The organism is Bacteroides fluxus YIT 12057 (genome assembly GCF_000195635.1).
Lineage (GTDB): Bacteria > Bacteroidota > Bacteroidia > Bacteroidales > Bacteroidaceae > Bacteroides > Bacteroides fluxus.
On record NZ_GL882687.1, the window covers coordinates 1 to 18834 of the forward strand.

Below are 18834 nucleotides of genomic sequence, written 5' to 3' on the forward strand. Positions count from 1 at the left end.
ATTGGCTTAAAACCGACGTTAATAAAAGTTATTTTCATGCAATGAAAAACGCAAAATAAACGAATATGCAAAGGGTTGATTATTATAAAGTTATCATGATATTTATAATAAAATCGGAATAAATAAGCGTGACGGCAAGCAGTTGCCGTCACTTTGCCGTCACGCTTGCCGTCACTACGCAAATGCCGATGGAGAGGGAGTTTCAGGACAGCAGTGACGGAGTGACGGCAAAATATGAAAAAACTCCCTGTAGAGCTACCTGACACCCTCACCTCTTTAAAAATTTAAAAACAATATCGATGAGAGACGCCGAAAGCGGTGCTTCGGCATCGCTGTGAGCTAATTTACCGTTTTTCTCTATAAAATAAGGCTTATTTCCTGTTTTAGTTGATTTTTTAAATGAAAGAGCCGTGTATCTATACCATATATCTAATCCAAAATCACTAACTTTGCAGCCAAATTATAGGTATTATATGCAAAATATTAGAAACATTGCAATTATTGCCCATGTTGACCATGGGAAAACGACGCTCGTTGACAAGATGCTGTTGGCCGGAAATCTTTTCCGCAGTAACCAGAGCACAGGTGAATTAATGTTGGATAACAATGATTTGGAGCGTGAACGAGGTATAACGATTCTTTCAAAGAACGTTTCAATCAACTACAAAGACACTAAGATTAACATTATTGATACTCCGGGACATAGTGACTTCGGAGGCGAAGTAGAACGTGTGCTGAATATGGCGGATGGATGTATCTTGTTAGTGGATGCCTTTGAAGGTCCTATGCCGCAGACACGTTTCGTCTTGCAGAAAGCTTTGCAGATCGGTCTGAAGCCCATTGTTGTCGTGAATAAGGTGGATAAGCCGAACTGTCGTCCCGAGGAAGTGTATGAAATGGTTTTCGACTTGATGTTCAGCCTGGAAGCAACGGAGGAACAACTGGATTTTCCTGTTGTTTACGGTTCGGCCAAGAACAATTGGATGAGCACGGATTGGCAGAAGCCTACCGACAATATTTATGCGTTGCTTGACTGCATCCTGGAAAATATCCCTGCACCCGAGCGGCTGGAAGGTACTCCGCAGATGTTGGTCACTTCTTTGGATTATTCTTCTTATACCGGGCGTATTGCCGTAGGCCGTGTACATCGCGGTACTTTGAGAGAAGGTATGAATGTGTCTTTGGTAAAGCGTGACGGAAGCATTGTTAAGTCAAAAATAAAGGAATTACATACTTTTGAGGGTATGGGCCGCGTGAAGGTGCAGGAAGTTTCCTCCGGAGATATCTGCGCTTTGGTCGGTATCGAAGGGTTTGAGATCGGTGATACTATTTGCGACTACGAGAATCCGGAGGCATTGCCGCCTATCGCCATCGACGAACCTACGATGAGTATGCTGTTCACTATCAATGATTCTCCTTTCTATGGTAGGGAAGGCAAGTTTGTGACATCACGTCACATACACGACCGTCTGATGAAGGAACTGGACAAGAACCTGGCGTTGCGTGTGCGCAAGAGCGAGGACGACGGCAAATGGATTGTTTCCGGCCGTGGTGTGCTGCACTTGTCCGTGTTGATAGAGACGATGCGTCGTGAAGGATACGAACTGCAGGTAGGACAGCCTCAAGTAATCTATAAGGAAATAGATGGTGTGAAAAACGAGCCCATTGAGGAGTTGACCATCAACGTTCCCGAAGAATTTTCCAGCAAGATGATCGATATGGTGACCCGTCGCAAGGGAGACTTGGTGAAGATGGAAAGTACGGGCGAACGTGTGAACCTTGAGTTCGACATGCCGTCACGAGGCATCATCGGTCTGCGTACCAACGTCCTGACAGCTTCGGGCGGTGAGGCTATCATGGCGCACCGCTTCAAGGAATACCAGCCGTTCAAGGGTGCGATAGAACGTCGTACCAATGGTTCTATTATCGCCATGTCAAGCGGAACGGCCTTTGCGTATGCCATCGACAAGTTGCAGGACCGCGGCAAGTTCTTCATCTTCCCGCAGGAAGAAGTTTACGCCGGTCAGGTGGTAGGCGAGCACAGTCATGACAAGGACTTGGTAGTGAATGTTACCAAATCGAAGCAGTTGACCAATACCCGTGCTTCGGGCACAGATGACAAGGCTCGCCTGATTCCTCCTGTACAGTTCTCTTTGGAAGAGGCTCTGGAGTACATCAAGGAAGACGAGTATGTGGAAGTTACTCCGAAATCCATGCGTATGCGTAAAGTTATTCTAGATGAAAATGAGCGCAAACGTGCTAATAAGAACTGATATAGCTTCTCGTATAATATAAGAGACATGCCTATGGAAAGTCTGGACTTTTGAAAGTCCGGACTTTCTATTTTCACCAAAGATCAAAACGATTTATCATAGAGAGATAGATTATAAGGATGTATTAACATATTATTCCACGTTAACCGTTTTGCGTTCTCCGTTCGCTTGTACAGCATAGACACTGCACCTGCCATAATATACTAGGATAAAAGCGGATTTATCAGATAGTCGGAAGTCAGTATATAGAAAATAATTGGAGACCTTAGCTTATGAAACATTAACCCTAAAAGGCCTTATTTCTCTACCTGTTGATTTGACAAAGCAAACAAAGTATGATAAGTGGTAATAAGAAAACGAAGCGGGAAATATGTACCAATATGAGGGATAATTCTTTTATGAAATTGAAAATATGTTTGATAAGGAAATCGTCAGATACTTGTATTTGTTGCTAATACTCACAGGACTAAACAATTCCGTGTTTGCTCAGCAAAGTACAGATAAGTATAATTTATTCTTTAGTTATAATAAAGAATCAGATTTTATATGGCACAAGGGGGATAAATTATTGATGAGGATTGATAGTACTGCTTTAGTAAATGACAAATATCCTTTATGTATAGAACAATCTCCTTCTATACATAAATTCCTTCATGCTTCTCCTTTATTAGTACTCTTTTTTCAAGATTTTCTAATACCTGATGATATTGATAATGAAGCCCGATTTATATTGTATGCAAAAACAAAGAATCTGGCAACTTGTATGTTGAAAGGTATCCGCATTGGCAAGAATGAGGATGTTATAGGGCAAGACTCAGTAATGATTAATCATGAAGACTGGAGTGCTGATACCTTGCGTCTTTCGCTGGAAAAAACGAAGCGTCTGTTAGTAGGCATCTTTGCGGTAGGCACTGAGGACTCATTGAAAAGGAATGATGCAATGGAAGCTATTCAAGGTCCGGCTCAGAAATTGTGGTTAGATCGTATGGAAATCTTAGCGGATGGGCAGGATATCAGTCATAAATTCATGAGTACTCTTACCTGTTCGGACAAATTGCTGGATGACTATATAACTCCCTTGGATACAGTTGATTTATATCAGAATATCAGTATATCTGAAGGAAAGAAAGTTGTAGCATTAGGTGAGAGTGTTCATGGTAGTTCTACTATTGAATATTATAAATATGAACTTATAAAAAAGTTGATTCTGGAAAATAAGTGTCGACTCGTTTTACTCGAATCTCCTATAACTTATACTCCATATTGGAATCTGCTGATACAAGGCAAATTACCCGAAGAAAAGTTACGTAAAACGATAGTGCAATGGCAAATCATGTCTGGCAATTTCAACGGAGACCAAATGACGGATTTCTTCTTATGGTTAAGAGAATTCAATCTTAAAGCCTCCGAGAATGACAAAGTATATATAGCAGGCAATGTAGATGCTACTTTTCCCGAACTAGTTTTCAATCCTTTATATGAAACCATTTGCGTGTATCATGGCCAACTGAACAATCAGTCCTCTACCATTTCCAATGAATCAGACAAGGATATTATTTACAGCCTGATGCGGTTATTAGCAGGGAAAATGCAGGCAGAAGAAGCCTTAATTTACATGGAAAAGAATATTTGCCATTTGAAGAATGTAATGGGAAGCCTCAATTATGATATTTTTTATTACACATTATCGAGAAGAGTCTTTCTTGATACTCTAAAAACTTCGGAACAGGTACTGCGGAATTTTCAATCCAGAGATTATTTTATGTTTCAGAATTCACAATGGTTCATGCAACATTGCTTAGCAGATGACTGTATTGCCGCTGTTTCAGCCCATTGGGGGCATACGGATAAAAAAAACACTTCTAACATTTATCCTTATATTTATTCAATGGGATACTATTTTCAGAAATATTATGGCGACTCCTATTTTAACATAGGGTTCACTGTCGGTATAGGAGAGATTCTTAGCTTGGCTGATTCTGACATCTCGCAACTAAAGTATCCAATTGATAACAGTCTGGAAAAGGGGTGCATGGAAAAGAATTTTCTTTGTTTTTACTATTATGATCCCAAGCGTAATTCACTCCGCATGCCTTGTAGATATACCGGGAATGGGTATGCATTATCTGAATTTAGTTATCAAGGTGATATAAGCATGCGTACCGATGCATTTATATTTATTCGCGAAAGTAAGGTTTCACCCGAACAACGAGCAGTTATTCTTCATAAGGGGCTGAAATCATATTAATTGTCAACTGAAAATGATTAATGAGAGTAACTTTATTTTCCTCCGGGAGGAGTACCCGTAGGGGGAGGTGGCGGGAGAAATTAATTCCTTTGAAATGTAAGATTCCTTGTAACTAAGGAACCACCACGTGCCGAACGGCATGCGTGGTGGTGTGAGAGATCGAATTTTCTCCTACTCGAACTGGTAGATCGTTCTTGGCTGTTACTCTGCCATGACTTGTTTGCGATGACCGTCGGCCTGTACGGCATAAATGCTGCAACCTTCCAGAGCTATGGAGGAAGGAACCTCGAAGGAGAGGAAGTTGGAGAAAAACAGGAGCTTGTCTCCTTTCTTCACTTCAAAGGCAACCGCTTCGTCACCGTTGCTGATGGAGATGCGCTGTCCCGAACGGCTGTACTTGGGAGTCTTGCTGATTTTCTGGTTGTTCTTGAACTGCGAATAGTGCCCTACATCGCCCACTTTGTACTTGTCTATCCCCACATCTCCGTTCTTGCGGTCTTCCAGATAATAGAATGCATGCCGGGGAGCGGGGAAACGAGCCATGAAGGCCTTGGTTTCGCTGATCATGCGGGGAGTCACGTTATAGTTCCAGCTGCCGTATTGCTCGATTGTCACGTTATCTACCGGTTCGAAGAAGCCCCAGCGTTCAAAGAATTCGGTCAGATTTTGGTTGGCGGCTTGGCAAGCCATCCGTGCGAACAGTAGCTGGCCGGCTCCGGGGTCACTTTCGGAGATCCGGTTTTCGCGCAGCAGTCTGAAGAGTTTCTGCCAGAAGTCCGGTTGATAACCGCAGCGGTGGTAATAGTTCCACAGCTGCCAGTTCATGCGCATGTGAATTTCGGTGTCCTCGTTCTGGTGGGTGGAAGTTCCCATGTTGTACCAGGCATTTCCTTTGATGCAGCGTGCGGTGGCAAGTGCGCTCAGTTCGGAACCCCGTGAACAGTATTTCCCCAGTTTGTAGAGAATGTAGTTGGAGAACAGGTTGTTGGATGATTCGGTGGAACTTGGCCAGTTGATGGCACGCTGGTGGATGTGCCCGATTTCGTGCGCAGGACCCCAGGCGTTGTCTTTGGCTGCCATCACATTATCGTACAGGAGGATGTTGTTCAGGTAGGTATATACAAACCCGATGCGGTAGTCCGAAGCCCACATGTAGCCGTCTTCGGGCGAAATGGCGAAGATGTGGTTGTTTACCTGTGAAGGGCGCACGTCATCAATGCCCATCAGTTCCTGTTGCCAGCCTATGATGTTGTCCCAGAGGTGGATGGCGGACAGAATGTTGTTGGGTAGGTATTCACGCATCTTGCTCAGGTGAAAATAGAACATGATTTTTTCACCGCGTACACAGAAGTACTTGTAAGTGGCTTTTCTTAGCAGCTCGGCATAGGCGGCGTCGGTTTGGTCTTCCTTCAGGTCGAAGAATCCGTTGACTGTTCCGCTGTTCAGGGGGATATGGATGCGCACGGGTTTCGCCGAGGGCGAAAGCAGGTCGGCGGTGTACATGATGAACAGCATGCCTTTTCTGCGGATGCCGATTTTGTTGACGCCTTCGTGCAGAAAGTAGGTGTCACCTCCCGCTTCTACATCGGGAATCAGCTGTATGGAGACGGATTGTCCGTGGGTATCTCCCACCAGGACAAGAATGGAATCACCTGCTTCGGCGTAGATGCCGGTAGGATTGTCAAGATTGCTGTAGCGCTTGGTCATCAGCTTTTCAGCCCATAGCTCTACGTTGCTGTAGGGCTGGTAGTCGCGGATGCGGAATTTCTTTTCCCATGCGTCGTACTTGTCATTTTTCAGATAGGTTCCTATTTGGGCAAAATAAGGGGGAAGCGCGTTGATCTGCGCATCCGTGATCCCTTCTTTCAATTCGGAACAGGAGGCGTCTGTAAATACGGTCAGGAGTTGTTGCTTGAGCCGGTCATCGACATTGTTCTTGAAGAACTGCATTTCATCACAGCTCACGAAGTCGCCTGCCCCGCTCTTTACGGAAAACTTTATTTTGGTGGCGTTCTTCAGGGGAGAATTGAAGATTACTTTGGAAGGCGCATTCTGTTTCTTGAAATCGAAAGAACCGTATAGTTTGTAGTCGGGAGCGGCTTCGGTGGCGGTGAAAACATCTACTTCGCCGAAGTTGCCGTTTCCTGCACGGGTATGGTAGATGAAGTAGTCTATTTCTTCCTTACCGTCGAAAGTAAATTCCAGCGTGACCGGAAATTGGGCAGGCTGTCCCCAGACGGAGTGGTAGGGGGTACCGCCGAATACACCGTCAAAGCAGTGCTCTATTCCTTGTCCGGGCTGGTTTTCGCTGGCGGTTCCTCCGGTAGGCTTAATCAGAATATCACCTGTGGCTTCGACCTCGTCTGTGCCCACGTTCAAGGCGGCTTGCTCGATGACACATACGGCTTTTACTTCAGGGTCTTGTCTGGCGATGAAGCTGATTTCCGCTGTCCGGCTTTCGTAGGTCTTGTTGGGGGCTATGTGGAAATCGTGGTCATAATCTGTCAGGGCTTTGGTGGCAGGTGCTTGGGTAATCCATTCCTGCTCGTTGGGCATTTGTATGTCATACTCCACATTGGCCGTGACTGTAACGGTCATCTGTCCGCCAGCGGCATCTATCTTGGGTGAGGATTTTTTCAGTAGAACGGCTTTCCCATAGCCTAACTGGTTGATTCGTATCGTATGTTCGCTGATGGGGGTTTTTACCGTTACGGTGGTGCTTCTTACGTCGGGTTCTTCATTGGCCTTTACCACGATGGTGATGGAGGGTTGTGAGGTGCTGCGGGATATCGTGGCAAGACACCAGTCTTCATTGCTTTTCACGCTCCATTCGTCGGCGTTCAGATTCGTTTTTACCGGAATTGAAATGTTGGTCTGCTCCTTCTGGCAATCGTGTTGCAGGTCGGTTTCCGCAATGGAGAATTCCGGTTTCAGAGCGGGAGCCTTTTCGTCGGAACATGATGAGCAACAAGACAGGAATAATAGGGTCAGAAGAAAAAAAGGAAGAATTCGAGTCATAGTTTTCATGGTATTGAGGATGTAAAATAAGGGAGAGAGACTCGGATATGAGTATCTCTCCCTTTAGAAAATTTAGATAATAGAGAGGTTAGAAAAAATGCTTATTTGCCGGATAATCCTAATTCGCTCCATACAAAGAACTTGCCGCCTGTCTTGTTCTTGGTTACGGTGAACCGCAGGTGCTTGAAGCTGAAGTCGGCTGTATAGGTCTTTGATGCATACTGCTGGGCGCCTTCTGTAGGCAGGCCTTCATTGATGGTAACGATTTCGGTGAAGGTCTTTCCGTCCTTGCTGCCACTGACGATGATTTCGGCAGGAGCCGCATTTCCGTTTTCCTTGCGGGTGGTGTACTCAAACGAGAAGGCGGATATTTCTTTCTTCAGATTGACCTGCAGATAGTGGTCTCCGTCAACGGCTACACTCCATGCAGAGTGGAACATGGTGGCCACATCACCGTCCAGCAGGTTCTTCAAAGCACCTTCGGTAGGTTCGAGGGCATTGGTCTCAAGCATGTCCACAGTCAGGTTGATTTTGGATTTCACACCGAATATGCAACTGTTTTTCTTTGCGTCAATGACGAAGTTCTTGTTGGTGATGTCGCTAAGCACCAGTGGCAAGGCATAATTTTCAAAGCCTAACTTTGATTTGTTTATCTTGATGACGATGTCCTGTGTGCTTGAACCGGGGACAAATGAAACGGTTTTATTCATTTCATAGACATCGGCCGGCAACAGTTTGAGTTCTGTATTATTCTCCTGGTTGTATTGGTCGAGCATAGCCTCGTCAATCGAAACCGTACAGTCAAATGTCCATTGGTTATCTACCAGCATCTTGATAGGGCAGGTAAGTGTCACTATCTCATCCGCGTCTTCGGTAATGCTGTTGCTGAGGTAACCGTTCTTCTCAAAATAGACAGAAGGAATCTCTACGCTCGGAATGATGAAAGCGCGGTTTTTCTCGCTGTTCACGGAGTCGTTGGCGGAGGTTAGCTGCAACGGCAGTACATAAGACTTTTGGTCGGCATTGATCAAATCATGAATCTTGTCCGTATTGAATTCAATTCCCAGCTGTTTATACAGATCAGTGGCAGCGAATGACATGGCTGTTTGGTCTATCTGGTAGCAATCGTTGGGTAACAATTCATATTCGGTACGGTTCTCAAGATTGTAGATGTCCAGTGCGGCCTTGTCCAAGACGCTGATTGCCACTTCTGTGGTACTGTTCAGCTCTGAGCCGGCTTTGTTGACCGTGAGCTTATAGTTTGTTGTCTCGCCTGTCTTATATAGTGTCAAGGGAGTTTCACCACTTTGTTTGAAGTACAAGATGGTGCTGAAGTCGCTTAGGAATTCTTCTTTGTTGTCCTCGCATGCAGTGTTTGTGAACAACATTCCTGCCAGCAATGATGTGATTAATATCTTCTTTTTCATATCTTCTTTTTTTTACCAACCGTAATTTTGAACTAATAATTTGTTTCTATCCAATTCTCTTTGTGTGAAAGGATATAGATAATGGTTTGAGTTGAATACACGTGTTTCAAACACAACTCTTTTCCAGTAGCCGGCAGGGGCAGTGTCGCCTGTTCCGGGGAAGAGTGTGTCCATGCCATACATCGGACCTCCATCCACATCTTCGGCAATCATCCAAGTGCGTGTGTCAAAGTAACGGTGGTTTTCGAAAGCAAGTTCGATGCGGCGTTCCTGGCGACACAGCTCGATGAGTTTTTCTGTGGTGGCTTCGGGGTAAACAGTCTTGATGCCTTCCAGACCGGAACGGTCGCGCAAGTCATCCCAAAGTTCCATGGCTTTTTCTTCATATCCACTCGGTAAACTTACACCGCGTTTCTTGCATTCCAGCGTTGCTTCTATGAAGTTGAGGTACATTTCGCCCAGACGGAAAGTGGGGAATGTGATGTTACCCCATGAACCGCTTACGGAATTACTGGTGTGGTCGTAGAAGCGGTTAAGCAGGTAACCGGCTTTAGGATAGTCATGGGATTTGTTGGAGTTGGCTCCTTTGGCGAAGGAGCATTTGGTTTTGGCGTTGCCATGTTTCCAATAACCGTCGCTGAAGAATACGGTGACATAGAAGCGGGGCTCTCTGTTCTTATACATATTGGGAGCTTCGATGTTATATCCGTTCTTGTCGCCACCCCATGCCGGATAGGTCCAAGTGCTTTTCATAAACTCATCGGCAGAGTAGCCTGAGGTCTCGTCAATGATGGGGGTGCCGTCTTTCTGATAACCGTTGATCGGGTAACGGCCGTTGTCCATGGCATACGCATCCACTTGCTGTTGTGTGGGGCCTACACCGCCGTAGGCTGTTCCTGACAGACCGGTAGGTGCTGTATGTACTCCTAAAGTATAGCGTCCTTTGTATCCGGTTGTCCAGATTAGCTCATCGTTCCACAGGGCTTGAGTGATTCCGTAATAGTTTTCGTAAGGATTGGAACCGTCCCCGCTCCGGTATAGCTTATACATGGGGTTGTCTATCAATACTTTTGCGGCATTGGCGGCTTCCAGCCATTTTTGGGGATCATTGGTAGCCGGAAAGAGGTTGCTGCCATCAGGATTCTTCATGTTTGCATAGAGTCTGCAACCGTTGAAGAGGTCACGGGCAGCGTACAATTTCAGACGGGATATTACAGCCTGGCAGGCACCCTTGGTGGCAAGCCCTTTTTCCGTATCACTTTCCCAGCTGTCTTTGATGGCAGGATTGTTGATGCAGTTTTCCATTTCGGAAACGACATACTGTAGACATTCGTCCCATGTGTTACGCTGGCGGTACAGGGCTTCGGTAGAAGCGGTGAAGTCCAACAGTTCATCGCCTATCAGAAAGACAGGACCGTAAATGCGCATCATCAGGAAATAGTAGTAGGCACGTGCAAAGCGCGACTGTGCTTTCCACATTTCCAACTCGGCCTTTTCTAAAGTAGGGTCGTTTTCCAGACATTTGTCCGCATTTTGCATGAAGATGTTGCATTCGCGTATGCCACGGTAGTAAAAAGTCATTTTTTCGTAAGGAACCGCAGATGCGTTCCATGAGCCGAAATTAATCCAGCGTGTGTCGCGGTTATATGTCACCGAACCTTCGTCTGAAGCTCCTACCCAAGGAGAGTAGTTGAAATCGTCCGCGTCATTGGGAAGGAAACTCATGCTGTTCAGCCAATATTGTTTGGTTGTAGCTTTGGTCTTCCAAATCTTGTCAAATGTCAGAGCTTCGTCTTCCTGCCTGTCCAAAAAGTCTTCGCAGGATGAGAGAATCAAGGCGCACAATATGCAACTTGTAAACCACATGTATCTTTTTAATATTGTTTTCATCTTTACATATATATTATTATGTTATAAACTTGCGTTAAATCCAATCATGATGACTCTTGAAGGAGGATAACCTTCTCCGGAAGCATTTCCCTTTTCAGGATCCCAAAGCTTGAATTTGCTGAATGTCAGCAAATTGTTGCCTGATAGATAGACTCTGAATGAATTGACAAACGTTTTGTCCAGCACTTTCTTGGGAATGGTATATCCAAGCTCAAAGTTCTTCAGACGCATGAAACTTCCGTCGCGCATGTTCCAGGTAGATCGTTGGCCGTTATTGGACGAACCGGGACCGCCGCTGGTGCTCAAGCGGGGATAAATGGCGGCTGCGTTGGCTTCGGGTGTGTTGGTGCTTTTCCATACGTGGCTGTAGATATCGGCGTTGATGGCGCTTCTTTCCAGGTTACCGCTGGAGAAGGGAGTCATAGGAGTACCGCCCAAGAAGAATGAAGTGCGTGCCACTCCCTGGAAGAATACGTTGATATCCCATCCTTTCCATTCTGCCGTAGCTCCGAATCCGTACATGATCTCGGGCAAGTTGGTATAGCCGATGGCTACTTGGTCTTGCGAGTCGATTTTTCCGTCACCGTTGATGTCCTGGTACTTGATGTCGCCCACGCGGTATTCACCGAAAGTTTGCTGAGGGCTGTTGTCTATTTCCTCTTGATTCTTGAACAATCCCATTGCCACGAGGCCGAATGGTTGAAGGCTGCCGCCTGAACCGAAGGGTTTGCCTATGCGGTTCTGATACTTGTAGGCCCAGTCGGGTTCGTCGTTGTTGAGCAGCTCGTTATGGGTGTATGTAAAGTTTCCGCGGGCAGTGAGGAATACCTCTCCTACCTTTTGCGAGTACTCCAATGTACCGTCAAAACCTTGGTTCAGTGTTTCACCGATATTGGTATATGGAACCTTGCTTAAACCCACAATGGCGGGAAGACCGGCACGTTCCAAGAAGATACCGGTACGTTTTTCATGGAAATAGTCTGCCTGTACTCTCACCTTATTGAAGAGTGAAAATTCAACTCCCACATTGGTCTTCTTGGCTTCTTCCCAAGATACGTTCAGGTTCTCTACGTCTCCCATTCGGATACCATAGCCTCCTTCACCTCCGGAAACGCCGTAATTCCAAGATTGGGGGGCTTGCTGGTTTACGCCTACGATGGTGGATTGATACATCCAGCGGCGTGTTCCGCCGATATCATCGTTACCTACTATACCGTGGGAAGCTTTTAACTTCAGCATGTCAACGACCTTGGTAAGTGGCTGGAACCATTTTTCGTTGGATACCATCCATCCTACGGCAACTGCCGGGAAAAAACCGAAACGGTGTCCGCGCGCAAAGTTTTCGGAACCGTTATAGCCGACGTTCACTTCTGCAAAATACGTATCTTTGAAGGCATAGGTCAAACGTCCTGCGATACCTTGGTTCTTGTAAGGGAGGGATTTGAACTTGTCACCATCCTGTGTGCGGTTGTGTATCTTATGGTTGTACAGGAACAATGCGCCCACACGGTGTTTCTCGGCAAACAGGCGATTGTAGTTCAACGATGCTTCCAGATAGGTAGTCATGGTTCCGTCTGTTTGTTTTTCGTAACCGAGTTCGTTGTTTCCCGAATAGATGGGATTGCCGAAAATCAGGTTTCCGTTCTCGTCGCGGCCGCTGGCGTGGTATTGGGTAGGAGTTTTCTGTCTGATCTGTGTGGTGGTGTTGTAGGCATCCCAGGAGAACTTGGCATTGGCTGTCAGCCCCTTTAACGGTTCCCAAAGTTTACCCATGTCTTGAGTCAGCCCTACCAATGCCTGTGATGAGTTCCAGAACTGTTCACGGTAGCCCGAATGTACCAGCAGGTTCCAGGGATTAAAGCCCGAAGCTGCGGAGGGGGCGGAGATGGTTCCGTCGGAATATTCTACAGGGAAAGCATTCGGGGAAGTATTGAAAGTATATTCCCAAATCTGGTTTTTATCGTTACCCGGCGAGAATGATTTTTCGTAGATATTCGCCATGTTGATGTTCAGGACCGTACTTTTGGTTAAAGAAAAGTCCATGTTGGCACGGAAGTTATATTTGTAGTAGTGGATGGACGAATTGTAATCGTATCTATCACCCGCATTTTTGAAGATAGAACTTTCGTTGTAGAAAGAGCCTGAAACATAGTATTTGCAGATGTCTCCACCACCGGTTACGCTCAGGTTGACGCGTTGGTTGGAAGCCATGTCGTTGTACAAAGCGTCAAGCCAGTCTACATTGGGGTATAAGTCCGGATCTGTGCCGTTCTTATATTTTTCAATGACTTCATCCGAATAATATTTTGTGCCGCTGGCTTCGTTGTAGAGTTCGGCCCACTCTGCGGAGTTGGCGAATTTGGGAAGTTTGGTAGGCTGGGTGATGCCGTATTCTGCGCGTGCGGCAATCTTGGGCTTTCCTTCGCTTCCCTTTTTAGTGGTGATCAAAATAACGCCATTGGCACCGCGCACACCATATACGGCAGAGGCGGAAGCATCTTTAAGGATGGAAAAAGAGGCGATGTCATCGGTATCTACCAAGTCGAGTTCACGCTCGATGCCATCTACCAAGACCAATGGCTTGGAATTGCCTTTGAAAGAAGACACGCCGCGGATGTAAAAGTCGGCTGCTCCGCTTTTGCCGGGTTCACCCGAGCGGGTCATGGCAACGATACCTGCCAGTTGTCCGGCCAATACGTTGGAAATTGAGGAGCCCGGTACTCTGAGCTTGCTGGCATCGATTGTGGAAATGGCTCCTACCACACTCTCTTTCTTTTGATGGCCGTAGCCTACTACCACGACTTCATCCAGAACCTCTGTGTCGGGATCAAGAGTTACGTTGATAACGTTACTGCTACCGATTGCGATTTCTTTTTTCTTGTAGCCTATGTACGAAAATTCGAGGACACCGCCTACGCCTTCAACTGTGATGGAGAACTTTCCGTCAATGTCGGTTACTGTACCTGTAGAGCTGTTTCTCAACCAGATACTGGCACCGATGACGGGTTCTTTGACGTCAGAACCGATTACCGTACCGGTAATGACTCTTTTTTTGGCTTGTTGGGTTGAAGGGACAGAAAGTTTGTCATTTTTCAGGATGATTTCTTTTTCTTTCAATACATAGCTGATACCGGTTCCTTTCAATACGTTGTCGAGTACTTCGCTGATTGTGCCTTCGCAGTTGATGTCTTGTTTCTTCAAGTTATTGACGAGGTCGGATTTGAAGAAGAAAGTGTAGCTGCTTTTACTTTCAATCATTTTAATGATTTGCTCCATGCTGAGCGCTTTGCCCTGGATACTTATTATGTCTTGGGCGGCACTGATGGAAGTGGGAAACAATAACAATGTTAAGGTACATATCAGGTACCATTGTCTTAGATATGAATTCTTCATATTTCTTTGGATTAATAAAAGGTTAACTTATAAATTGCTTCTACTTAAAACAAGTTCATGTTGAACTTGGTGATATTAAAAAAACTTCAAGTAGCTTTATTCCATTGTAATTCAGATTCTTTTTTAGGTTTTCATTCTTCTTTTTTTTAAGGGTTAAACAATTCTTACTATTGTAGGGGACTTATATTCGGCTCTATACGGTTAAGTTCAACATGAACTTAACTTAATGCAGGACAATAAGATTATTGTCTTCTGTTTTTTGTTGTAAATCGAAGCTGATACATATTTTATTCAGGACATCATGTAAACTTTCGGTTTTCCGTATTTTTCCGGAAAAAAGTTCTTCTCCTATCTTGCTGTCTTTTACTACGATATTCACCTTGTAAATTCGATTGATAAATTGCAGCAGTTCTCCGAAAGGCTTCTTTTCGAAATGATATTCATCCGTTCGCCAGTCATATTCTTCAGGGTCTATCTTGCTTAGATTTATATTGTGCGATATTCTGTCGTATGTAAGTTGTTCTGTAGGTTTCATTTCGATTGGGTGTGTTTGTTCTTCAGAATTGAAAACAATTTTTCCTGTGAACAGTGTAATCAGTGCTTTCGTTGGGTTTAGCTGAACATTGAACTCGGTACCTTTCACTTCGATACAAGCCTCCTGAAAGTGCACTTTGAAGGGGGAGTTCGCCTTTTTTACCACACTGAAGTAAGCCTCGCCGTCCAGTTCTACTGTACGGTTATTCAAAAATCTTTTGGGATAGCTGATTTTACTGCCTGCATTCAGCCAAATAGTAGAACTGTCCGGTAGCATACAGACCATTTTTTCATGGGCAGGAGCGGTGACCGTCAAATAAGAGTTGTTTATTATCTGGGCTATCCATACTCCTACTAATAAGACGGCAACGGCAGCAGCGATGGAATATCTCATGTTGAAGTGGAGCTTCTTGAACTTGCTTTTGTCGGAGTCATCTTTTGTCTGCCAACAAGAATCGGCAATCTTGTCCCATATCTCTTCTGAATCGATTTTGTCCTGTATGTGCTGTTCGGACTCCTCATTCCATTGTTCAGACAGTAATTTTTTCATGGAGGGGGTTTCTGAGAGCTGAATCCTTTCTGAAGCATTCAACTTTCCTTTGAGCATTTTCTTTATAAGATATATATAAGCGGTCATTCTTATCTTGTTTTAATGGGGTTACATATATAAATACAATCCATGTTGAGTTATCCCTTATCTGTTTTCCCTTTTTTTTTAAAAAACTTTTCTGCCTATATAGCTTTTTAGGAGGTTGAAGTGGGTATTCTGTAAAAATAAGCTATATTTGCAAAAATATGTTTCATGATTATAATTAATTCTACCCTTTTGGATATGGAAGAAGAAAAAGTGTTGGAACGGTTAAAAGAGGGTGAGCATGAAGCTTTTACACAATTGTATAATGCCTATTGGAACCAAGTGTATAACTTTAGTCGTTTATACGTTTCATCGGTAGAAGATTGTAAAGAGATTGTTCAGCAAGTATTTGTAAAGGTATGGGAAGCCCGGACTTTAATTAAGGAGAAAGAAAATTTCAGGGGCTTTTTATTCATAATAACCCGTAATATCGTTTTTAATCTCTCGAAGAAGAGTTTCAATGAATCTTTTTATAAAATGTCTGTATTGTCGGCTTTCAGTGATTCTATGGAACAGGCCAACTGTGATGTGGAAGAAGAAATAATGGCATCGCAGTTGAATGATTATATCAATCAGTTGGTGGATTCTCTCCCCGCACGTCAGAAAGAAGTTTTCGTGTTAAGCCGTCAGCACCATCTAAGCCATAAGGAAATAGCATTTCGCCTTGACATTAGCGAGAAGACGGTAGAGCAGCATATTTATAAGGTGCTGAAATTTTTGAAAGAAAACCTCCAGTTGTTTACGATCTTTTTGGCGTGTTAACCGGTGCGCCTTTCCGGAAGCTTCTTTGGTGCGGGGAGAGGATCTGGATATATTCGTTATTCGATGAACCGCACTTTTTCCTTGATTCTTGGTTTGGCTACCGGTGTTTCATCGGGATAACCGAAAGCGATGCAATACAATAGTTGGTAACCTTCGGGAAGTGCCAGTCTCTTGAGGTATTCGGCGGCAGCCGGAGTAGAGGTCATAAAACGTGTGGGGCCTCCCAGGCAGCAGGAGCCTATTCCCATCGACCAAGCTGAAAGAATCATATTCTCACCCAATAAGCCGCAATCAATCTGCGACAGGTCATACGAAGGGTCATTGGCTATAAATACTACAGTAGAAGCATTACGGAACATATTCTTGAAGTTAGGATCTCCGGTAACGGCCGGGTTCTCCTTTTTATAGATTTCGGTAATTCCATTTATAAAATCCGGATTATCTACCACCCGTACTTCCCAGGATTGTTTGTTCTGTCCGTTGGGGGCGTTGATGCCGCAATCCAGTATAATCTGCATGGTATCGCGGTTTACGGCTTGTGGTTTGTACTTGCGGACACTGCGGCGTGACATGATGGTTTCTATCACGGTATTTTCCTTGTTGACCTCCATACTTGTGCTTTCACTTTTTTTCTGCACTTGTGTGCTACATCCGAAACATAACAACAGGCTCGCACCTAATAGCATAAACTTTAAATTCTTCATACTCTGTAATATATATTAGATTGTTTTCTGCAAATCTAACAAAAAAAAGCGGCTCCCGTCATCGGGAACCGCCTTAAAAATATGTAAACTGGCTTATTAGAGTTTCGGACCAGCTGCAACCAAAGATTTACCAGCTTCGTTTCCGGTGAACTTAGCGAAGTTCTTGATGAAACGGCCTGCCAAATCCTTAGCTTTTTCTTCCCATTGACAAGCACATTCGTAAGTGTCGCGCGGATCAAGGATCTTCGGATCTACGTTAGGCAATTCTGTCGGAACAACGAAGTCGAAGAAAGGAATAACTTTTGTCGGAGCCTTGTCGATAGAACCGTCGAGGATAGCATCGATGATGCCACGGGTATCTTTAATAGAGATACGTTTGCCGCTACCGTTCCAACCGGTGTTAACCAAGTATGCCTTAGCACCAACCTTATTCATTTTCTTAACCAACTCTTCTGCATATTTAGTAGGATGCAAGCTCAAGAAAGCAGCACCGAAGCAAGCAGAGAATGTCGGAGTCGGTTCAGTGATACCACGTTCTGTACCTGCCAATTTAGCAGTAAAGCCAGACAAGAAGTAGTATTGAGCCTGTTCAGGATTCAAGATAGATACCGGAGGCAATACACCGAAGGCGTCAGCTGACAGGAAGATTACCTGATGAGCGTGAGGACCCTTAGAAACCGGCTTAACGATGTTGTTGATGTGGTAGATAGGATAAGAAACACGAGTGTTTTCAGTTACGCTCTTGTCAGCGAAATCAATCTTACCTTCAGCGTCAACTGTTACGTTCTCCAACAGAGCGTCACGTTTGATGGCAGCGTAGATATCGGGTTCGCTTTCTTTGTCCAAGTTGATAACCTTAGCGTAGCAACCACCTTCGTAGTTGAATACACCTTCGTCATCCCATCCGTGTTCGTCGTCACCGATCAGCAGACGTTTCGGGTCAGTTGACAAGGTAGTCTTACCTGTACCGGACAGACCGAAGAAGATTGCAGAGTCAGTGCCTTCCATGTTAGTGTTGGCAGAGCAGTGCATAGAAGCGATGCCACGCAACGGGTTCTTGTAGTTCATGATAGAGAACATACCCTTCTTCATTTCACCGCCGTACCAAGTGTTCAGGATAACTTGTTCGTTGGTCTTCAAGTTGAATACGGTAGCAGTTTCAGAGTTCAGACCCAGTTCTTTGTAGTTGTCAACTTTTGCCTTGGAAGCGTTGAATGATACGAAATCGGGCTCTCCGTAGTTAGCAAGTTCTTCAGCAGTCGGGCGGATGAACATGTTAGTTACGAAGTGTGCCTGCCATGCCACTTCCATGATGAAACGAACTTTCATGCGAGTAGCAGCGTTAGCGCCACAGAAAGTATCGACAACGAACAGACGCTTGCCGCTCAATTCTTTCACTGCTTTAGCCTTCAAGTCAGCCCAAGCTTCTTCAGAGCAAGGTTTGTTGTCGTTTTTGTATTCTTCAGAAGTCCACCATACAGAATCCTTGCTGGCTTCATTCATTACGAAGAATTTATCTTTAGGAGAACGTCCGGTATAGATACCGGTCATTACGTTTACAGCACCCAGTTCAGTTACCTGACCTTTTTCGAAGCCTTCCAGGCCCGGTTTGGTCTCTTCAGCGAACAATACATCGTAAGACGGGTTGTGGATAATTTCCTTCACGTCTTTGATACCGTACTTGCTTAAATCTAAATTTGCCATTTCTTTTTAAGATTTTTAAATTGGTATTTGGTTTATAATCTCTTTTCTAATCTCTTTTTACCTTAAGAATCAAGGGGAAATAGGTGTCTGAAATTCTGCTTTTCACCTGTTCTTGCAGTAACCCCCTTATTTTTCGCCTACAAAAGTAATACTTTCTTTTTAAAGAAAAGCCCTATTAGAGAAATTTTTCTCTAATAGGAAATCTTTTATAAAACCATAACAATATCTGCTAACTGAATGTTGCAAA

The 18834-nt window shown here is 44.6% G+C and carries 11 protein-coding genes; 4 read left to right on the forward strand and 7 right to left on the reverse strand.

Features of this window, described 5'->3' with window-relative positions; translation table 11 throughout:
- Positions 1-128 precede the first annotated feature (128 nt).
- From HMPREF9446_RS19320 to HMPREF9446_RS13065, 3 genes are all read left to right on the forward strand, one after another.
- On the forward strand, positions 129-263 hold the full coding sequence (locus HMPREF9446_RS19320) for a hypothetical protein (RefSeq protein ID WP_009126159.1): 135 nt from the start codon (positions 129-131) through the stop codon (positions 261-263).
- Between the two features lie 210 nt (positions 264-473).
- A complete protein-coding gene (gene typA, locus HMPREF9446_RS13060; RefSeq protein ID WP_009126160.1) occupies positions 474-2273 on the forward strand; it encodes a translational GTPase TypA in 1800 nt (599 codons plus the stop codon).
- A 412-nt stretch (positions 2274-2685) separates the two neighbouring features.
- Positions 2686-4521, forward strand: coding sequence for an erythromycin esterase family protein (locus tag HMPREF9446_RS13065; protein ID WP_009126161.1), 1836 nt, complete (start codon positions 2686-2688; stop codon positions 4519-4521).
- A 201-nt stretch (positions 4522-4722) separates the two neighbouring features.
- Here the strand turns inward: HMPREF9446_RS13065 and HMPREF9446_RS13070 are convergent, their stop codons facing one another.
- The 5 genes from HMPREF9446_RS13070 to HMPREF9446_RS13090 all read right to left on the reverse strand — a co-directional run bounded on the left by HMPREF9446_RS13070 (position 4723) and on the right by HMPREF9446_RS13090 (position 15333).
- Positions 4723-7548 (reverse strand): M60 family metallopeptidase, encoded by a 2826-nt coding sequence (locus HMPREF9446_RS13070; protein ID WP_009126162.1) that lies wholly within the window; start codon positions 7546-7548, stop codon positions 4723-4725.
- A gap of 92 nt (positions 7549-7640) precedes the next feature.
- Complete coding sequence (locus tag HMPREF9446_RS13075; RefSeq protein ID WP_009126163.1) at positions 7641-8966, reverse strand: BT_3987 domain-containing protein; 1326 nt, start codon at positions 8964-8966, stop codon at positions 7641-7643.
- A gap of 12 nt (positions 8967-8978) precedes the next feature.
- Entirely contained in the window at positions 8979-10856 is a 1878-nt protein-coding gene (locus HMPREF9446_RS13080) for a RagB/SusD family nutrient uptake outer membrane protein (RefSeq protein ID WP_009126164.1), read from the reverse strand.
- A 21-nt stretch (positions 10857-10877) separates the two neighbouring features.
- Entirely contained in the window at positions 10878-14249 is a 3372-nt protein-coding gene (locus HMPREF9446_RS13085; protein ID WP_009126165.1) for a TonB-dependent receptor, read from the reverse strand.
- 223 nt (positions 14250-14472) lie between these two features.
- Positions 14473-15333, reverse strand: coding sequence for a FecR family protein (locus HMPREF9446_RS13090; RefSeq protein ID WP_172634254.1), 861 nt, complete (start codon positions 15331-15333; stop codon positions 14473-14475).
- A 252-nt stretch (positions 15334-15585) separates the two neighbouring features.
- On the opposite strand from HMPREF9446_RS13090, the gene HMPREF9446_RS13095 reads away from it, so the two are divergent.
- Complete coding sequence (locus HMPREF9446_RS13095) at positions 15586-16179, forward strand: RNA polymerase sigma factor (protein ID WP_009126167.1); 594 nt, start codon at positions 15586-15588, stop codon at positions 16177-16179.
- Between the two features lie 56 nt (positions 16180-16235).
- Here the strand turns inward: HMPREF9446_RS13095 and HMPREF9446_RS13100 are convergent, their stop codons facing one another.
- Together HMPREF9446_RS13100 and pckA are read right to left on the reverse strand one after the other, a co-directional pair.
- Complete coding sequence (locus tag HMPREF9446_RS13100) at positions 16236-16883, reverse strand: nitroreductase family protein (protein ID WP_009126168.1); 648 nt, start codon at positions 16881-16883, stop codon at positions 16236-16238.
- Between the two features lie 96 nt (positions 16884-16979).
- Positions 16980-18587: a phosphoenolpyruvate carboxykinase (ATP) gene (gene pckA, locus HMPREF9446_RS13105; RefSeq protein WP_009126169.1), complete on the reverse strand. Its 1608-nt coding sequence runs from the start codon at positions 18585-18587 to the stop codon at positions 16980-16982.
- Positions 18588-18834 lie beyond the last annotated feature (247 nt).